This window comes from Lysinibacillus sp. BPa_S21 (genome assembly GCF_023337795.1).
Classification (GTDB): Bacteria; Bacillota; Bacilli; order Bacillales_A; family Planococcaceae; genus Lysinibacillus.
This window is the reverse complement of record NZ_JALIRS010000004.1, coordinates 300,907-317,681: the sequence shown is the minus strand read 5'-3', so window position 1 is coordinate 317,681 and position 16,775 is coordinate 300,907. Positions and strand designations below refer to the sequence as shown.

General features: G+C 38.5%; 18 protein-coding genes. 2 read left to right on the top strand and 16 right to left on the bottom strand.

Translation table 11 applies throughout. The features are described from left to right. Nucleotides 1–21: 21 nt before the first annotated feature. Nucleotides 22–696: a response regulator transcription factor gene (locus MOK21_RS09950; RefSeq protein ID WP_374110136.1), complete on the bottom strand. Its 675-nt coding sequence runs from the start codon at nt 694–696 to the stop codon at nt 22–24. 268 nt (nt 697–964) lie between these two features. Further along, the gene (locus MOK21_RS09945; protein ID WP_249073775.1) at nt 965–1,846 is read right to left on the bottom strand and encodes a LysR family transcriptional regulator; all 882 of its coding nucleotides are present in this window, start codon (nt 1,844–1,846) and stop codon (nt 965–967) included. A gap of 128 nt (nt 1,847–1,974) precedes the next feature. On the opposite strand from MOK21_RS09945, the gene MOK21_RS09940 reads away from it, so the two are divergent. Then, entirely contained in the window at nt 1,975–2,994 is a 1,020-nt protein-coding gene (locus tag MOK21_RS09940; protein ID WP_249073774.1) for a DUF2332 domain-containing protein, read from the top strand. Between the two features lie 115 nt (nt 2,995–3,109). Here the strand turns inward: MOK21_RS09940 and MOK21_RS09935 are convergent, their stop codons facing one another. The 6 genes from MOK21_RS09935 to MOK21_RS09910 form a co-directional block, all read right to left on the bottom strand. Beyond that, entirely contained in the window at nt 3,110–4,165 is a 1,056-nt protein-coding gene (locus tag MOK21_RS09935; RefSeq protein ID WP_249073773.1) for an LLM class flavin-dependent oxidoreductase, read from the bottom strand. 14 nt (nt 4,166–4,179) lie between these two features. After that, complete coding sequence (locus tag MOK21_RS09930) at nt 4,180–5,121, bottom strand: ring-cleaving dioxygenase (RefSeq protein WP_249073772.1); 942 nt, start codon at nt 5,119–5,121, stop codon at nt 4,180–4,182. A gap of 54 nt (nt 5,122–5,175) precedes the next feature. Continuing rightward, nucleotides 5,176–5,619 carry a MarR family winged helix-turn-helix transcriptional regulator gene (locus MOK21_RS09925; RefSeq protein WP_249073771.1) on the bottom strand — a complete coding sequence of 148 codons (444 nt, stop codon included), beginning with the start codon at nt 5,617–5,619 and terminating at the stop codon, nt 5,176–5,178. Between the two features lie 99 nt (nt 5,620–5,718). Further along, a complete protein-coding gene (cdaS, locus tag MOK21_RS09920) occupies nt 5,719–6,339 on the bottom strand; it encodes a sporulation-specific diadenylate cyclase CdaS (RefSeq protein WP_249073770.1) in 621 nt (206 codons plus the stop codon). 200 nt (nt 6,340–6,539) lie between these two features. Continuing rightward, entirely contained in the window at nt 6,540–6,770 is a 231-nt protein-coding gene (locus MOK21_RS09915; protein WP_249073769.1) for an acyl-phosphate glycerol 3-phosphate acyltransferase, read from the bottom strand. A 269-nt stretch (nt 6,771–7,039) separates the two neighbouring features. After that, the gene (locus MOK21_RS09910) at nt 7,040–8,470 is read right to left on the bottom strand and encodes a DHA2 family efflux MFS transporter permease subunit (RefSeq protein WP_249073768.1); all 1,431 of its coding nucleotides are present in this window, start codon (nt 8,468–8,470) and stop codon (nt 7,040–7,042) included. Between the two features lie 173 nt (nt 8,471–8,643). On the opposite strand from MOK21_RS09910, the gene MOK21_RS09905 reads away from it, so the two are divergent. Then, complete coding sequence (locus tag MOK21_RS09905; RefSeq protein WP_249073767.1) at nt 8,644–9,177, top strand: TetR/AcrR family transcriptional regulator; 534 nt, start codon at nt 8,644–8,646, stop codon at nt 9,175–9,177. Nucleotides 9,178–9,284: 107 nt separating this feature from the next. Here MOK21_RS09905 and rnz read toward each other — a convergent pair whose 3' ends face one another. From rnz to MOK21_RS09865, 8 genes are all read right to left on the bottom strand, one after another. Beyond that, nucleotides 9,285–10,217 carry a ribonuclease Z gene (rnz, locus tag MOK21_RS09900; protein ID WP_249073766.1) on the bottom strand — a complete coding sequence of 311 codons (933 nt, stop codon included), beginning with the start codon at nt 10,215–10,217 and terminating at the stop codon, nt 9,285–9,287. Nucleotides 10,218–10,316: 99 nt separating this feature from the next. Continuing rightward, nucleotides 10,317–11,150 (bottom strand): class I SAM-dependent methyltransferase, encoded by an 834-nt coding sequence (locus tag MOK21_RS09895; RefSeq protein ID WP_249073765.1) that lies wholly within the window; start codon nt 11,148–11,150, stop codon nt 10,317–10,319. Next, complete coding sequence (locus tag MOK21_RS09890) at nt 11,147–12,646, bottom strand: cobyric acid synthase (RefSeq protein WP_249073764.1); 1,500 nt, start codon at nt 12,644–12,646, stop codon at nt 11,147–11,149. Before MOK21_RS09890 ends, MOK21_RS09895 begins: the two co-directional genes overlap by 4 nt. A gap of 206 nt (nt 12,647–12,852) precedes the next feature. Further along, nucleotides 12,853–13,389 carry a cob(I)yrinic acid a,c-diamide adenosyltransferase gene (locus MOK21_RS09885; RefSeq protein WP_249073763.1) on the bottom strand — a complete coding sequence of 179 codons (537 nt, stop codon included), beginning with the start codon at nt 13,387–13,389 and terminating at the stop codon, nt 12,853–12,855. A 14-nt stretch (nt 13,390–13,403) separates the two neighbouring features. Further along, nucleotides 13,404–13,964 carry a nitroreductase family protein gene (locus tag MOK21_RS09880; protein WP_249073762.1) on the bottom strand — a complete coding sequence of 187 codons (561 nt, stop codon included), beginning with the start codon at nt 13,962–13,964 and terminating at the stop codon, nt 13,404–13,406. Between the two features lie 39 nt (nt 13,965–14,003). Then, the gene (gene cobA / locus MOK21_RS09875; RefSeq protein ID WP_249073761.1) at nt 14,004–14,771 is read right to left on the bottom strand and encodes a uroporphyrinogen-III C-methyltransferase; all 768 of its coding nucleotides are present in this window, start codon (nt 14,769–14,771) and stop codon (nt 14,004–14,006) included. After that, nucleotides 14,768–15,406, bottom strand: a complete 639-nt coding sequence (locus MOK21_RS09870) for a precorrin-2 dehydrogenase/sirohydrochlorin ferrochelatase family protein (RefSeq protein WP_249073760.1) — start codon at nt 15,404–15,406, stop codon at nt 14,768–14,770. The genes cobA and MOK21_RS09870 overlap by 4 nt, the downstream gene beginning before the upstream one ends. Beyond that, a complete protein-coding gene (locus MOK21_RS09865) occupies nt 15,399–16,766 on the bottom strand; it encodes a cobyrinic acid a,c-diamide synthase CobB (RefSeq protein WP_249073759.1) in 1,368 nt (455 codons plus the stop codon). Before MOK21_RS09865 ends, MOK21_RS09870 begins: the two co-directional genes overlap by 8 nt. Nucleotides 16,767–16,775: the final 9 nt, after the last annotated feature.

The following is a 16,775-nucleotide window of genomic DNA, read 5'->3' as shown; positions in this document are numbered from 1 at the left end:
GGCGTATAGATTTCGAATAATTTATGGACGTAAACGATAGCCAAGCCCTCGAAGCGTCTCGATATAATCCACCTGTGGATTTTTTGCCTTTAATTTTTGACGTAGATTACTAATATGGATTTTAATAATATGTTCATCCCCTAAGTATTCTTCTTGCCAGATCGATTCATACAAATTTGCTTTCGTGAATACTTTCTCTTTGTTTGTCATAAACAATTCGAGCAATGAATATTCCTTTGCCGTTAGCAAGACCTCTTCACCACTCACTGTCACTCGCTTAGCGACATCATCCAATACTATATCTTTGAATTGTAGCTGCTTCATTGGTGTAGCTTGTTTTTTAACACGACGTAAGATCGATTCAATACGGGCAAGAACCTCACCAAGGTCAAAAGGTTTCGTAATATAATCGTCCGCTCCTAATCGAAGCAAATCAATTTTTGTTGATACTAAATCTTTAGCTGAAATCATAACAACAGGTACATCCGAAATAGCGCGAATTTCCTTTAGCAATTCATCCCCACTTTTATAGGGAAGCATAATATCAAGAAGCACAAGATCAAACTCATTTTGCATAAATGCCCGCTGACCTGCTACCCCATCCATCACACTTGTCACCTGATAATCTGCTTGCTCAAATAACTCTGTTAACATTGCATTTACATCTTCATGATCCTCAACCATTAAAATTCTCAATACCATCACACCTTTGTTAAAATATCCCTATTCATAGTATATAAAACTTTATGTTAGTCAACATTAAATAATTTTAATAGCTATCATCATAACGTGAGTTGATTTCCGTTCCGATTGGGGCGCTTTCCTGAAGTAGCCCAGCCTCCACTCCAATCAACTTTACATAGCATAGATTACAAAATGACTTCCCTACTGACTTCCCTACTTTTGATATGAACCATTAATAAAGATATGACCTAAATAAACAATACGAAATTGTTAACGATAATCACAAATAATCCCTCGTTTGAAATAAACAAACTAACTCTTCAGGAACCTTTACCGAATCCTTATAAAAAAGGTATACAGGAACACTTGGTAAAGCTATTTCATCGAAGGGAACGATATTAAAGCGCCCCTCCATACGTTCTCTTCTAACAATCATCCGCGGTAAAAATGACATACCTAATCCATCTTTTATTAAGCGTTTTACCACATAAGATTGAGATATGGACACTTGCTTTCTAACTACAAATTTCTCCTGTAATTTATGTAATAAATCCTCCCAAATAGTCGGATGATGATGTGTAAATAACGTGTAGGTTTGAAATAATTCCTCATAATCAATATAAGCTCCTGTCTCATCATCGAAAGCATCTAGCGGAATAACCAATTCTAAAGTACTTTCTACAAGAAGCTCTTGATGCCAATGTCGATAACGAGTTGGCAATAAGGATATACCAATATGCGCCTTATCACGATTGATTAGATCCTCAATTTTTGCTGAATCCTCCACTAGAATCGATATTTCAATGGACGGGTGTTCATTGATAAACTGATAAATTACATGAGGTAATATCGTTTCCACCATTAAAGGAGTCATTGCAATAACTAACTTTTCTTCAATTCCTTTTGTCGCTAACTGAAAACGTTCAATACTTTTATCCCATTGATGGATAATTTGCTGAGCTTCCATGAGAAAAAGGTGCCCTGCCTCCGTTAATTGCACACGGTTTTTTTCACGTTTAAATAATTTAACATTCAAAAATTGTTCTAACTGATGAATATGAACTGTGATACTTGGCTGCGATAAATGTAGTTCTTCTGCTGCCACTCTAAAATTACTAGATTTAGCTGCTACTACAAAAGACTGTAACCATTTATAATCCAATATCTCCTCGTCCCCTTCAATTAATGTTTTTAATCAACTTCATTATCTATATTTAATTTACTAAATTATCCAACAATAATAAACTAAAATAAGATCCATTTACTTTTACACACAAAGGGGAGAATCGTATGTTAGCTAAATTAAGTAATCAATTCCGTACTTTTGCAAAAAATGAATGCGAAAATTCAAGTCCGTTGTATGAACATTTAGCGATTAAGATTGCTGATGATGATGAACTATTAAACATTGCGACATTTATTCCTCAAGGACAACCTGTACCTAATTTACTATTAGCTGGTGTTCAGTATTTGCTGTCATCATCAGAGGACGAATTAGTGCATTTTTATCCATCTCTAACGACAACACCCAAAGCATTAAATGAAGTGTACCCAGTTTTTAAAGCATTCGTCTTGTCACATTCAGACGAATTGAAGACTTTATTTCAAGAAAAACTTGTTCAGACAAATGAAATTCGTCGTTGTTCTTACCTTTATCCGATGATGACCGAAATTTATGAACGCCACAAAAAACCTTTAGCCTTCATAGAAATCGGTGCAAGTGCAGGACTTCAACTTGGCATGGATCAATATAATTACTGCTATAATCAACAGCTTCATATAAATAATTCTAATAGCGATTTTGTTTTATCCTCAGAAAATCGAGGACAACCGCTCCCAGCTTCCATTACAAATACTCCCGTTGTTTGTAAGCGAGTAGGCATCGATTTAAACCCTATTGATATTCATAATGAGGAAGAGCTCCGATGGCTCGAAGCATTAATTTGGCCAGAGCATCAACAACGAAGACTTTTGTTACATCAAGCACTCCCTATTCTAAAAGAGCTCGATTTACAACTGGTAAAAGGCGATGCCATTAAACTGATAAAAGATATTAGTAAAGAGATAAACCAAGATGCGATGTTAGTTGTATATCATACACATGTGGCAAACCAAATCCCTCTGGAATTACGCCTTGAATTACTGGAGCAATTAAAAGAGATCAGCATGGAACGACCTCTATTCCATTGTTATAACAATCTATTTGATACGCAACTGCATCAAGATTTTATGGATCAAGGAGAAATAGAATCTATCCGTATAATGGAGCGACCTGATGGTCATGCTCGATGGTTTAAGTGGTCCAATTAAAAATAAAAATGGCTACGAAAAAACGCTGCGTAAGATTGCCTTCTTATGCAGCGTCATTTACAATAAAATTAAATTTTCTATTTATTAAAGTATGGTTCTCTTTTCTATCTATGCCTTATTTTGCTGTATATTTTTTAATCGCAGGTAAAATATCGTTCCCGATAATTTCGATATTTTTCATTAATTTATCGAATGGTACACCGCCAAAATCAATTTGTGCCATAAATCGTTGCATACCATAGAGCTCGTATTGATATAGTAATTTTTCAATAATTTGTTCTTTACTTCCAACCATTAAGGCATCTTGTGTATCTGGCGCTTCCGCAAATTGTTGCTTTGGATAACCAGCGCCACGAATTGCTTGGAATCCACCATTTAAATGTGGGTACATCCCTTCTAGTGCCTCTTGCGTCGTATCCGCAACGTAAAATAGGCTTGCTGTAGCAATTGGTAACTCTTTCGGATCAAAACCACTTCGCTCCGCTGCTTCTCTGTAGGCATCAACTGATGGCTTAAAGTTTACAGCGGGACCACCTAATGTCGTTAACATCATTGGAATGCCCATATAGCCTGCTTTAATGGCACTAGCAGGAGGGCCACCGACAGCTCGCCAAATTGGGAACGAGCCATTTTTAGGTTGCGGCAAAATTTGCGCATTGTGAAGTGGCGCACGGAATTGCCCTTCCCAAGTAACAAGCTCATTGTCATTTATTTTTTTCAGTAGCGCTAATTTTTCTTCAAAAATGTCTTCATAGTCCTTTAAATCAATGCCTAGTAATTGATATGCACCTACTCGAGAGCCACGACCAGCTACTATTTCTGCACGTCCATCTGAAAGTAAATCAATCGTTGCAAAATCTTCATATACACGTACTGGATCAGAAACGCTTAGTACCGTCGCAGAGCTTGTTAATTTAATTGTTGATGTAGCTTGTGCGATCGCCCCTAAAACAACCGTATGTGCCTGTGTAGTAAAGTACGATTGATGACTTTCACCCACACCAAACACATCAATACCTGCTTGTTCTGCAAGCTGACTTACTTCAACTAGCTCTTGGATTCGTTGCTGAGCTGAAATTCGTTCACCTGTTAATGGATTTGGAATATGATCCCCTAATGAATAGAGGCCAAATTCGATGCCTTTCGATTGATCAATGCGGTATTTTTCCATGATTAAACCTCTCCTTAATCTAATGGTTCTAAATTAGCTTCGATTTCTGCACGTCTTTCTTCTAAAAATGGCGGAAGATCAAGTTCCTTACCAAGATCCTCTACTGCCGAATCAACAGTAAACCCTGGTCCATCTGTGGCCATTTCAAATAAAATGCCATTTCGGTCTCTAAAATAAAGACTTTGGAAATAATAACGATCTACAATGCCAGTGCTATCAAAGCCCTGCTCCTTAATTTTGGCATCCCATTCTTGTAATTCTTCCAATGTTCCAACACGTAGTGCAAGATGATGAATACTTCCACGACCAGGTTTCTCACTTGGCCCTTCTAATTCTTTCACGACGACTTCTCCAAGTACTTCACCAGAAATGGATTGCAACACCGCTTCTTTTTCATTTTCTGCTACGACTGTGTAGCTAAATAGCTCTTTTAATAAGCTTACTGTCCGTTGCAAGTAGCGAACTGTTATTTCAACTGTACCCATCCCTAAAATGCGATGTTCCGCAGGGATTTCGGAGCCATCCCATGGTTGCCAATGAGCAGGTGTTTCGTGACCATGATTGTTTAAAAGCACCATTCGTAATCCTTCATGATCCTCAAAAAACAATGCATCTTTACCTGCATAAGTTGTAATCTCACTATGTTCAACCTCTAATTTTTGAAAGCGATTTTTCCAATATTGCAGACTGTCATAGTTCGGCACTAATAAGCCAATACGTGTAATAGCATTAGTTCCTCGAACTGTTCGTCCTGCTACGGGCATTTCAAAAAATGTTAATTCTGTACCTGCAGCTCCAGTTAAGTCTCCATAAAATAAATGATACATAGAAGGTGAATCTTGGTTGACAGTCTTTTTCACACGACGTAAGCCAAGAATTTTTGTATAAAAATCATTATTACGTTTGCCGTTTTTTGTTAGCATTGATATATGGTGATGTCCGCTTAATTTGTTCATAAATGTTTCCTCCTTATTTTCACTTGACTAAGCAAGTGATGTTGTAAAAAAAAATCACGCTGGTGGTAGTTTTTTTTCACGGCTATGCTTCTCTAATTTTGACATTAGTGTATTTAAAGTTTTCATTTCATCTTCTGTTAATACTTCTTCAAAAAATGAAGATTGGAATTGTAGCTGACTTGGTGTTGCCTCATCAATCACCTGCTCGCCTTTTGCTGTCAGTGAGATTGTTTTGGTCTTCCAATGTTGCTTACGTTCAATAAGTCCCTCTTTTTCAAGACGAGCAAGCATCCGAGATATACCACCTTGCGTCACTGTCACTTTCTCTGCTAGCTGTAATTGCGTTAACGGTGCATATGTCTTTATTTGTATGAGGACATCAAATTGCGCAGTCGTTAAGTCAAAGCGCTTTAAAAACTCATTGGATAGCTGGTTACTTTGATTGGTAAAGCGCATCATTCGAATCCATGTCAGTGATCCAAGTGTATGTTTTCGCATCGCTTTCTCCCCCTCTCATTTATCACTTTACTACGCAAGTGATAAACAAGCAAGAAAAATATCTTGAATTCGAGATATTATCTAGTGTGAAGCCTCACACTAGATAATGCCATGCGTTGTAACCGGATATAAGTTTCCTTTAAAGGCAAAAGAAATTCTCCCTGTTTCTTCAGACACTACCATAACAAGCGCATCACTTACTTCGCTTAACCCTAATGCCGCTCGATGTCTTGTGCCTAATTTCTTTTCCCCCGTATATCTGTCTGAAAGTGGCAGTACATTGGCTGCTGACTGAATTAGATTTTGGCTAACTAAAACTGCACCATCATGAAGCGGATTTCCAGGAAAAAAAATAGATTCTAATAAGGAATGCGTTACTTCTGCACCAATATGAATACCAGGCTGTAAAAGTGATGCCAGAGAATCCTCTCGTTCAATCACAATTAGTCCACCGTGTCTTCTTTTCGACATGTTTTGTACGCATTGCGAAAGCTCAGGATATTTTTCAGTAAACGGGGAAAGATAGCAATTTAAATAAAATGTTGCAGCTTTCATTTCAATCGTTAAAAACTTCTCTTTAATTTTTTCAAAATTCCCAAGAAGACAGTTTGCATCGGTATCCATTGCTTCTACACTTTGCTGTAATGAATTAATAACTTGCAAAAGCTCTTCCTTCAATGTTTGTTTCATTGGCGAAAAATCGCAATTAGTTGGATCCACAAAAAACACCCCACTTTTCAAATTTATTATGTATTTATTTTTTAGTTTCTCTTATTGAAATTATTTTATTCGCTTGAGGTTTCATTCAGTCTTCTTTCTGAAAAAAATGATTCCGAAAATTTAATTTACTTATCAAAATGAAATTAAAAAACACGTGTAGCCATTAGATGATTTAACGAATACACGTGTTGTCATTTAGCTTACATTTGCCCTGTACGAATTTTCTTAATAATGCTAAATGTCGTATAAGCAGCAGCTGGTGCAAGTACAAAAATAAAAATAAGCCAAACCGTTAAGTTGTCCGTAGCCTTTAACGTGTCATAATTTGAGATAACAAAAAAGATAAGTCCAAATAATAATAAATAACTCAACACATTTGGAAAAATAACTATTAAACGCGCTAGTGCTGGCGGCACCTTTTGCTGATTCATATAAAACCACTCCCCTTTAGTCAATTATACGAAACTCTACTATTAACCGCATTATTTTTCTCTAATATTCTAAATCTTTGTAATACAACTTTTCCTACATGATCTTTTTCACTTAATAGGTCGAGACAATGTACGTTAATGATAAAAATAAGAGCCTTGCTACATAATTGTAGCAAGGCTCTTCAGCTTGTCGACAAAAGGATGAATACAAAAAATGTAAATTAATCCTTTTCAATAATTCCTCTTCCAATAATAATTTGTTGATATATTTACAAACTATTATTTAATCTTTTTTTAGATGGCACAAATAAAGTTAAAACAAATGCAAGTATCGCTAAGATTGTCATGAAATAATAAGCATCACTTGAACCTAAGATGGAAGCCAGTTTGCGAATACCTTCAGCCGTAGCATTTGGTGTTTCGGCTAACAATGTTTTCGCATGGTTTGTTGTTTGTGCTGTAAAAATTGTAATAACTACTGCCGATCCAATGGCACCTGCGATTTGGCGTAATGTATTATTCACTGCTGTACCATGTGTAACAAGTGTCTTCGGTAAGGCATTCAAACCAGCTGTGTTCAATGGCATTGTGATAAAACTCAGCCCTATTCGTAGAAAAATGGTACGTATCATTAAAAAACTAAAGGCTGTTGTTTCTGTTAAATCTGTTACAACCCACATGGAAGGAATGACAAAAATCAAACCTGTAATAAATAACGGCTTTGCACCAAAGCGGTCATACATTTTTCCTGTCACTGGAGACATAAAAGCATTTACAAGAGCACCCGGTAATAATAATAAGCCAGCATCTAATGCCTTAAACCCTCTTCCATTTTGTAAATATATCGGTAATAAAATCATATCTGCATACATCATCATTGTGACAATAATATTAATGATAGATGTTAGCGTAAATAATTTATTGTTAAAAACGGATAAGTTAAGAAGTGGATCAGAAGATTTCATTTGACGAAGACAGAAGATTGCCGTAGTCATGATCCCTACAAGTATAGTACTTATGACAACTTTATCATCCCAACCATGGCTTCCTGCATTACTAAAACCATACAAAATAAGACCGAAGCCAATTGTTGATAAAATAACACTCATTATATCTAACTTCGTGTTAGCTGTTTCTGAAACATTAATTAAATATTTCATTGCCATGAATATAACGATCACAACAAATGGAATAATTCCGATAAATAACCAACGCCATGAATAATAATCTATTACAAAACCTGCTAATGTTGGTGCAATGGCTGGAGCGAAAATCATAGCAAGCCCAATTAACCCCATCATACTGCCTCTTTTTTCAGGAGGGAAAATAAACATCACAATGCTCATTAGCAATGGCATAATAATTCCTGCTCCAACCGCTTGAATCATACGACCTATTAATAAAGTGGTGAAGTTTGGAGCTACTGCACAAAAAATAGATCCTACTAATAAAAACAGCATTGAACTTATAAATAATTGGCGTGTTGAAAAACGTTTCATTAAATATGCTGTAATAGGGACTAGCACCCCATTTACTAACATAAAACCAGTAGCTAACCACTGAACAGTTGTCGCAGAAACGGAAAATACGTCCATTAAATTACTTAATGCAACGTTTAACAGCGTTTGATTTAGTGTAGATAAAAAACACCCGAAAATTAAAACTGTTAATAGTACTTTTTTATTTATCGATTCTGACATTACATTCTTCCTCTTTCTACTTGTTTTATTAACACTATGTCAATAAAATAGATAATAACACGTTTATTTTTTGATTCCTATTTACAATTTTTCAAGAAGTGTCAATTAAACAACAAAATTAAAAATACTATTCATTAAATTTGTATTTAATAGATAGATAAAGGAGAATTAAATTGACTACACAAAAAAAGCAAGACCCACGAGCTATTCGCTCTAAACGGGTATTTAAAGAAGCTGTCGTAGAAATATTAATCGAAAATCCAGATATTTCGAAACTTACTGTACAAAAAATAGCCCAACGTGCCGAGCTAAATCGAGCAACATTTTATTTACATTTTATCGATATTAATGATTTATTAAAGCAAGTAGTTTACGACATTTTCGACGACCTGTTGTCGAAAATGTCTCCAACTTTACAAATTGATAATTTAAATAATCAAGAACAATTAATCACGTTTTTAGATTACTTTTATAAGCATCGAAAAATTTTAGCTGTGCTATTTGAGCACCCTGGTTTCATAAAAAAAATGCATATGACATTAACGGACTTGATTGTCGTACAACGTAAAAGTGAAGGCGCTGATAGTACTCTATCAATGGATATTCTCGCCTCTTCAATACTTGGGATCCTCATGTGGTGGCTCAGAAATGGGGTTCATTTTAGCTCCGAATATATAGCAAACCAAATTGTTGAATTGTATCGGTGATTATTCCTCATTCACCTTTTCAATTTCTAATTGGCTAAAAACATGAATGATAAAAAAAGTACCTTTTAAATGACGCTACATTTAAAAGGTACTTTATGTGTTTTTGATTAAGTTAATCTATTGTTATTCCATGTAAATACTGATTGATCGGATGTAAGGAAGGTTTGTGGGAAAATCTCCTGAGCATCCGCTAAAAATTTCGGTAAATCATGTGGTAAAAAACGCGCACTTAAATGGTTGAGAAGTAAATAGTTTGCGCCCGCTTGTTGTGCCACTTTTGCCGCTTCTATATTTGTAGAGTGGCCATAGCTTGCTGCTAAATCTGTCGTCGTGCCATCAAAGGTCGCTTCATGAATTACGATATCTGCTCCATTAGCTAATGAAATAGCCTCTGGACAGTATTTTGTATCGCCCAATATTGTAAGCGTAAAGCCTTTTTTCGGCGGAGTAACAACATCTATTGCATAAACAATCGTGCCATCCTCCAGCTCAATATCTTTCCCAGCTTTTAATTGTCCTAACAAAGGACCTTTTGGAACACCAAGAGCCTGTGCTTTTTCTATTAACAGCTCGCCAGGCAAATCCTTTTGCTCAATTCGATAGCCGAAGCATGGAACTACATGTCGCAATTCACTTGCACTTACTGTGAAATGTTCATCTTCATAAATAACACCTTCACGGACTTCAACAAATTGTAATGGATAGGTTAAATGCGTTTTTGACAAGGCTAACGTTTGCTCAATCCATTGCTGTAAACCTTGTGGACCAAATATCGTTAATGGCTCATCTCCACCTTGAAATGAACGAGAGCTTAAAAAACCAGGTAATCCAAAAACATGGTCACCATGTAAATGTGTAATGAATATTTTCGTTACTTTACGTGGCTTTAAGGACGTATGCAAAATTTGATGTTGGGTCGCCTCCCCACAATCAAAAAGCCACATTTCCCCCACTTCATCTAAAAGCTTTACCATTAGGGCACTTGTATTTCGTTCCTTTGAAGGCATTCCTGCGCCTGTTCCTAAAAAATGTAGTTGCACATATGCCACCTCACTTCTATATCTATATCGCTTTATTGTACCCTATCGCTCCCAATAAAAAAAACCTTTGGTCACTAGTTTTGTCCAAAGGTTTCATAATTATTTCGGTTCCCATGATACGAGTGCAGCGTGGAAATCATGTCGATAATAATAACGCCCATTCTTTTCCTCAATAAAAGGCAAAAGCGACTCTTCAACATGTGCTCTATGAAAAGTATCATTTAATATTTTTTTACTCTGTGTTGTGACAAGTTGTTCATAGCTGTCATATTCATACACTCGTTCTAACGGTATGATTTTGCACTCTGCATAAATATCCATTTCATATAGCAAATTTAAAAATTCTATATAATCTCTTCTTGGAAATTTAATATCGTAGCCATACTTTTCGTATAAAATTTCATAATGAGGTTGAATCGGCCCAGTCGTCATGCCAATAATTGCGCGCTTTTTAGCTAGACGATTCATATGGAAAAGTGCTGCTTTAATTTCATACATACGATAAAAGCAATTGACCCCGATGACGATATCGTGTTCTTCTATTTCATCGGCAAGGCATTCCCATTTTGCATGAATATAAGAAACGTGTTGCTTATCCTCCAGGCAACTTTCTAAGTAGCTAAGGATACTTTCTGAGCTATCTACACAAGTTAGCTTTCGCGCATGATTTGCTAGCGGAAACGTATAATTGCCCCAGCCAGGGCCAATTTCCAATACCGAGTGCTCGGGTTGAATACTTTTTTTAATTTCTTGAAAAATTTTCGCAGCATATGGATCTGTTTGTCCAGCCTTTTTTCGGGCGATTGACTGCGCCCAAAACTGCTCCTCTAGTTGATCATTGACCATTCTTTCAGGCATTTGGCCATGCCAGTCTTTCATACCTTCCTGCCATAACGCTTCATAATCAATGGCTAACGGTCCTTTTCTTGTCATATAGGTACCTCTAAATTCATGATTTCGTATACTTTTTTCATATCGAGATTCGCACGCACATGCTTTGCAAGCATATTGTAAGCATCCTCTCTACGTTCTGCGTCACTTTTAACATCACTTGGTAAAGCAGCAAGGCCCTTTTTCACGCGAATGTCGTTGATGAGCTTTCGTGTAAAGGTACGATTATGGAATAAACCATGGAAATATGTTCCGACCACTTGTTCATCTGCACTTACTGCCCCATCTACACGACCATCTGCCAGTTGTAAAAATGGTGTTACTTCATCACGTAAAATTTTTGTACGCCCAAGATGAATTTCATAGCCAGTAAACGTATCCTGCCCTCTTGTTCCCGTCATTTGAACAGTTTTTTTATCGCCCACAAATACAGTTTCCATTGGCAATAATGCTAGACCTTGCGCTGAATCGCCATTTCCTTCTACAGCATCTGGGTCTAATAACGTTTCGCCAAGCATTTGGAAACCACCACAAATCCCAATAATTTTTGTCCCTCTTGCGCGTAATTCAGCAATCGCTTGATCGAAGCCTTGTGACTTTAACCATGCTAAATCATCCATTGTACTTTTTGTTCCAGGTAGTATAAGTAAGTCGGGTGTACCTAGCTCATTGACATTGCCAATTAAACGGACACCAACTTCTGGCTCATCGAAAAATGGATCAACATCTGTAAAGTTTGAAATACGTGGCAAGCGAATCATGGCCACATCCACTGCAAACTCTCCAGGCTTTGGCTTTTTAAAGCGTAATGAAGATAATGCTAGTGAATCCTCAGCCTCAATATTGACCTCTACATACGGGACAACTCCAAGAACAGGAATTCCTGTTTCACGCTCCACCCATTCAATGCCATCATCCAGTAACTCACGCATTCCTCTGAATTTATTAATAATCAGACCTTTTACACGTGCACGTTCTTCTTCATCCAGTAATGCGAGCGTTCCAACAATCGATGCAAATACTCCACCTCGATCAATATCAGCAACTAGCACAACTGCTGCATCTGCTAGATGAGCCATGCGCATATTGGCTATATCACGGTCTTTTAAATTAATTTCTGCCGGGCTTCCCGCTCCTTCAAGGACAATGACATCATATGTATTTTGTAAAGTTCGCACTGACTTTTCAACTATTGGCATCGCTTCTTGCACAAATTGATTGCGATAGCTTTTAGCGTCCATATTTAAAAAATGCTTACCATGAACGATTACTTCCGAAACCATATCCTGCTTCGGTTTTAGCAATATCGGATTCATATCCGTCGTTGCAACAACTCGCGCTGCCTCTGCTTGTACACCCTGCGCACGGCCAATTTCCCCGCCATCTTGGGTGACAAATGAATTAAGGGCCATATTCTGTGATTTAAATGGTACTACCTTTAGCCCATCATCAGAGAAAATACGGCATAGCGCCGTACAAATCATACTTTTCCCTACATCAGAAGCCGTTCCTTGAATCATGATAGATGTTGCTGGCATAGTCTTTTCCCTCCTTTATTTATAGTTGATGCGCGGGGACAGAATTTACTTCGCGGGTATTTCACTTCAAAGCGCGGGTATTCTGCTCCGTTCCGCGGGTATTTCACCACAAAACGCGGGTATTCTGCTCCGTTCCGCGGGTATTCCACCCTTTAGCGCGGGTATTGCTCCATTCCGCGGGTACCCATCGATACGAGAGAATCTAATTAGAACTCTAGACCTTTAACAGCTGGAATGCCTTCGTCATAATAATGCTTGGTTGCATCGATTGTTGAGACTAGATCTGCCATTGCAATAAGTGCTGGGTTGGCGCTACGTCCGGTTACGACTAAATGCATGGTAGTTGGGCGCTGCTGGATGGCTTCGATGACTTCGGTTAATGGGAGCACATCAGCGATTGGGAATTTTGTAATCGCAAGCGCGTTGTTGAGCTCGTCTAATACGAGTAAATCAATACTGTCGTCTTGTAGGGCAGCCTTTGTTTTTTCCCATGCCTTTGCTAAAGCGGCACGATGCTCCTCTGGTGTTTTTGTCCAAGTAAAGCCAATGCCCATTTGCTCCATTTCTACGCCAAGTTTACGAAGAGCAATTTGCTCTCCGTATGTACGCTCTGGTGATTTAATAAATTGCATATATCGGACATTTAGGCCTCGGCCAACTGCGCGCAATGTGACACCAAGGGAAGCTGTTGTTTTACCTTTCCCTTCACCTGTATAAACTAAAAACAAACCTTTTCTAGCCATTTTTCAAGCCTCCCCTAAAGCCATGTTGTTTTTTCTCCAAATGATGTACGTTGCTTGTCTTTAAGTTCTTGCTCTTCTGGATAGCCAATAAAGATCGTTCCGACTACCTTTTGAGATTCACTTGCACCAATGAATGCATGCATACGTGGATCATGGACAAGCCCTACCCCTCGTGTACGCCATACAAAGCCAAGTCCTAGCTCCTCTGCGGCAAGCCACATAGACATGATGGCACTACATACCGCGAAAACATTATCTGCTGTCGCATCAGCATCACCCTCGACAATATCTGCTGTTACAACTATAGCAACAGGCGTTGTTTGAACTACTTTTAATGAGCTTTCCACTAAATTCGGTTTTGTAGGAAATCGCTCTTGTAAATAAGTATTTGCCATTTCTTCATAGCGTCTCATCGCATCGTCTTGAATAACATAAAAATGCCAAGGCTCACGCATACGATCATTTGGAGCATAAGTGGCAGCTTGTAAAATTTGCTCAATCTTCTCTTTTTCAACGGGCTGTGTCGTGTAATTGCGAATTGCACGACGTTTTTTTAATGCCTCGATTACTGTCATGATGTAATTCCTCCTTATGCTTAAATACGTTTTATTCCTTTATGTAAAGGCCAGTCCTTGCTCTTCAAACCATTGAATTTTCTCGCGTACATTGACGACCTCGCCAACAACAATCATGGAAGGGTTATGGTAGCCTTCTCGTTCAATAATGCTCGCAATTTCATCAAGCTGACCTGTAATAGTACGCTGTTGATCTGTTGTTCCCCACTCAATAACGGCGACTGGAGTAGTTGCCTTGCGACCATTTTCGATGAGCTTTCGAGAAATATAAGCAATATTACCAACACTCATATAAAAAGCGACTGTATCGATACCGGTTGCAAGTGCAGGCCAATTTAAAAAGTCCTGTCCTTTTTCCTCACGACCGTGTCCTGTTACAAGAGCAAAGCTAGTTGCAAAATCTCGGTGTGTTACAGGAATACCAGCATACGCCGGAGCAGCAATCCCTGCTGTAATACCTGGTACAATTTCATAAGCAATACCATGATTTTTTAAGATTTCCGCTTCCTCTGCACCACGACCAAAAACGAAAGGATCGCCACCCTTTAAACGTGTGACAAACTTGCCTTCCTGCGCCTTTTCAACAAGTAATGTATGAATCTCATCTTGAATTAAGTGATGCTTACCAGGTAATTTACCACAGTACACAAGCTCAACATCTTGTTTCGCAAACTCTAGTAATTTCGGGTTCACAAGACGGTCATATGCAATGACATCGGCCTTTTGAATACATTCGAGTCCGTATACTGTAATGAGCTTCGGATCTCCTGGTCCGGCTCCAACTAAATACACTTTTCCATCTTTCATCGCGCTACTCCCATCAGTATTTGTTGTAAAAATGCTTCCCGTCGATCAATGTCTCCATTGCGTGTCCATTCTAATAAGCTTGGTTCCAGTAATGCTTGTAAAGCTTTACGTCTTTCAGGACCCTTTTCAAACTTCGCAGCTATCATTAAACGTGCTTGCTGAAGGAAACAAACATAGTCATCATAAACCTCATCAAATTGCTCTTCGAGATCAGCTTTGATTTTCCGAGCTAGTGATGGACTGGCACCTGATGTTGATACAGTTAACACTAAAGGACCACGGCGTACTGTTGCAGGCGTTATAAAATCGCTCTCAGCCTGTGCATCAGTACGGTTAATGAGCTGCCAATGCTGAGCCGCTTCTTGAACAGCCTCATTTACTGATGTATCATTTGTTGCGGCAATAATAAGTGATGCATCATCTAAGTCACGCGGTTCAAATTCTTTTTCATGCCATGTAATTTGCCCGGATTCCGCAAGTGGCACCAATGAGTCATTTAGGGCTGGGCTTACAACGACAATATTGGCTTTAGCCGGGAGTAGTGACGCTACCTTCTGTGCTGCTACGTGACCTCCACCAACAATTACTACAGTTTTATATTCAATATTGATGTGAATAGGAAAATAATTAGTCATGATTTTTCACCTTCTTACAAGCTGTTAACCAATTGTCAACAAGCTTTGGGTTTGATACAAAATGAAAATGCGTATAGCCGGCTACTAAATTCCCTGCTTGATAGCCTTCTTGTTTGTTACCAAAGCGTCCCTTCGTTTCATAGGCCGGCGTATTATGCGAGCCGCTATATTTTGAATAGTGGAATTCATGTCCCTTTGCTTCTTCATCTGTACCAATTAAAAAATTATGTTGTGTGCCAAAAATTTCACGGTAACCAAGAGCCGCTAGCTTTGATTGCATCGCTACCTCACCTGGAATAACACCTACCATGTCATATCGGTCACCATTGCTATTCGTGATAGCCTCTGTCAAATACATGAAGCCTCCACATTCAGCTAATGTCGGTAGACCTTTGGCAATTACTTCACGAATAGATTTTTTCACATCGGCATTTTCCGCTAATAGATCAGCAAATTCCTCTGGGAAGCCCCCACCTATATACAAACCGTCTGCTTCTACGGGAACAGGCTCATTTGCAAGTGGTGAGAAAAATTGCAGCTCCGCCCCTTTTGCACGTAGCAGCGCTAAATTTTCTTCATAATAGAAGTTAAACGCGGCATCCTTTGCTACGGCAATGCGAATATTTTGCGATGGCTGTTCTGCAAATAGTTGCCCTGATTCTTGTAGAACTGGAGCCTTTGTTAATGCAAGTAATTGATCTAAATCAATCGTCTCTGCCATTAAAGAACCTAGTTTATCAAAAAATGTATCGAGTTCTCCTCGTTCAATCGCTGGCACTAAACCTAAATGGCGGCTAGGAATATCAATCCCTTCCTCCCGCTTCAAATAGCCGATCACAGGAATTCCACACTCCTGCTCAATAGCAGCCTTCGCAATTTCATAATGGCCAACACTACCAACTTGGTTAGCAATAACGCCAACGATATTTGGCTTATCAGACAACAATTGAAAGCCTTTCACAACTGCCGCTACACTGCGTGCCATACTTGCACAATTGACTATTAAAATAACAGGGCTCTCTGTCACAACACTAATGTCTGCTGCAGAGCCAGCATCTGATAGCGGACTTTTTCCATCATAAAAGCCCATAACTCCTTCAATAATAGAAACATCAGCGTCTTTACTTGCACGCGCAACAATATCACGCACCGCTTCATGTGAAAACATCCAGCTATCGATATTGCGCGATACCCGTCCTGTCACAGCAGTATGATAGGTAGGGTCAATGTAATCGGGACCACATTTAAAGCCCTGCACAATTTTCCCCTTTTCTTGTAATGCTTTCATTAGCCCAATGGTAAAGGTTGTTTTACCAACTCCACTGCCAGTACCAGCAAGTACAAAGCGATTCGTTTGCATAGGCTTCCT

Coding starts and splice junctions, on each gene's coding strand:
- MOK21_RS09930 (WP_249073772.1), bottom strand. CDS start 5,121: ATGAACAAATTAAGCGGACATCACCATATATCAATGCTAACAAAAAAC.
- cobA (WP_249073761.1), bottom strand. CDS start 14,771: ATGAAAGATGGAAAAGTGTATTTAGTTGGAGCCGGACCAGGAGATCCG.
- MOK21_RS09915 (WP_249073769.1), bottom strand. CDS start 6,770: ATGAATCAGCAAAAGGTGCCGCCAGCACTAGCGCGTTTAATAGTTATT.
- MOK21_RS09890 (WP_249073764.1), bottom strand. CDS start 12,646: ATGCCAGCAACATCTATCATGATTCAAGGAACGGCTTCTGATGTAGGG.
- MOK21_RS09925 (WP_249073771.1), bottom strand. CDS start 5,619: ATGCGAAAACATACACTTGGATCACTGACATGGATTCGAATGATGCGC.
- MOK21_RS09885 (WP_249073763.1), bottom strand. CDS start 13,389: ATGGCTAGAAAAGGTTTGTTTTTAGTTTATACAGGTGAAGGGAAAGGT.
- MOK21_RS09910 (WP_249073768.1), bottom strand. CDS start 8,470: ATGTCAGAATCGATAAATAAAAAAGTACTATTAACAGTTTTAATTTTC.
- MOK21_RS09865 (WP_249073759.1), bottom strand. CDS start 16,766: ATGCAAACGAATCGCTTTGTACTTGCTGGTACTGGCAGTGGAGTTGGT.
- MOK21_RS09880 (WP_249073762.1), bottom strand. CDS start 13,964: ATGACAGTAATCGAGGCATTAAAAAAACGTCGTGCAATTCGCAATTAC.
- MOK21_RS09935 (WP_249073773.1), bottom strand. CDS start 4,165: ATGGAAAAATACCGCATTGATCAATCGAAAGGCATCGAATTTGGCCTC.
- MOK21_RS09940 (WP_249073774.1), top strand. CDS start 1,975: ATGTTAGCTAAATTAAGTAATCAATTCCGTACTTTTGCAAAAAATGAA.
- MOK21_RS09895 (WP_249073765.1), bottom strand. CDS start 11,150: ATGACAAGAAAAGGACCGTTAGCCATTGATTATGAAGCGTTATGGCAG.
- MOK21_RS09870 (WP_249073760.1), bottom strand. CDS start 15,406: ATGACTAATTATTTTCCTATTCACATCAATATTGAATATAAAACTGTA.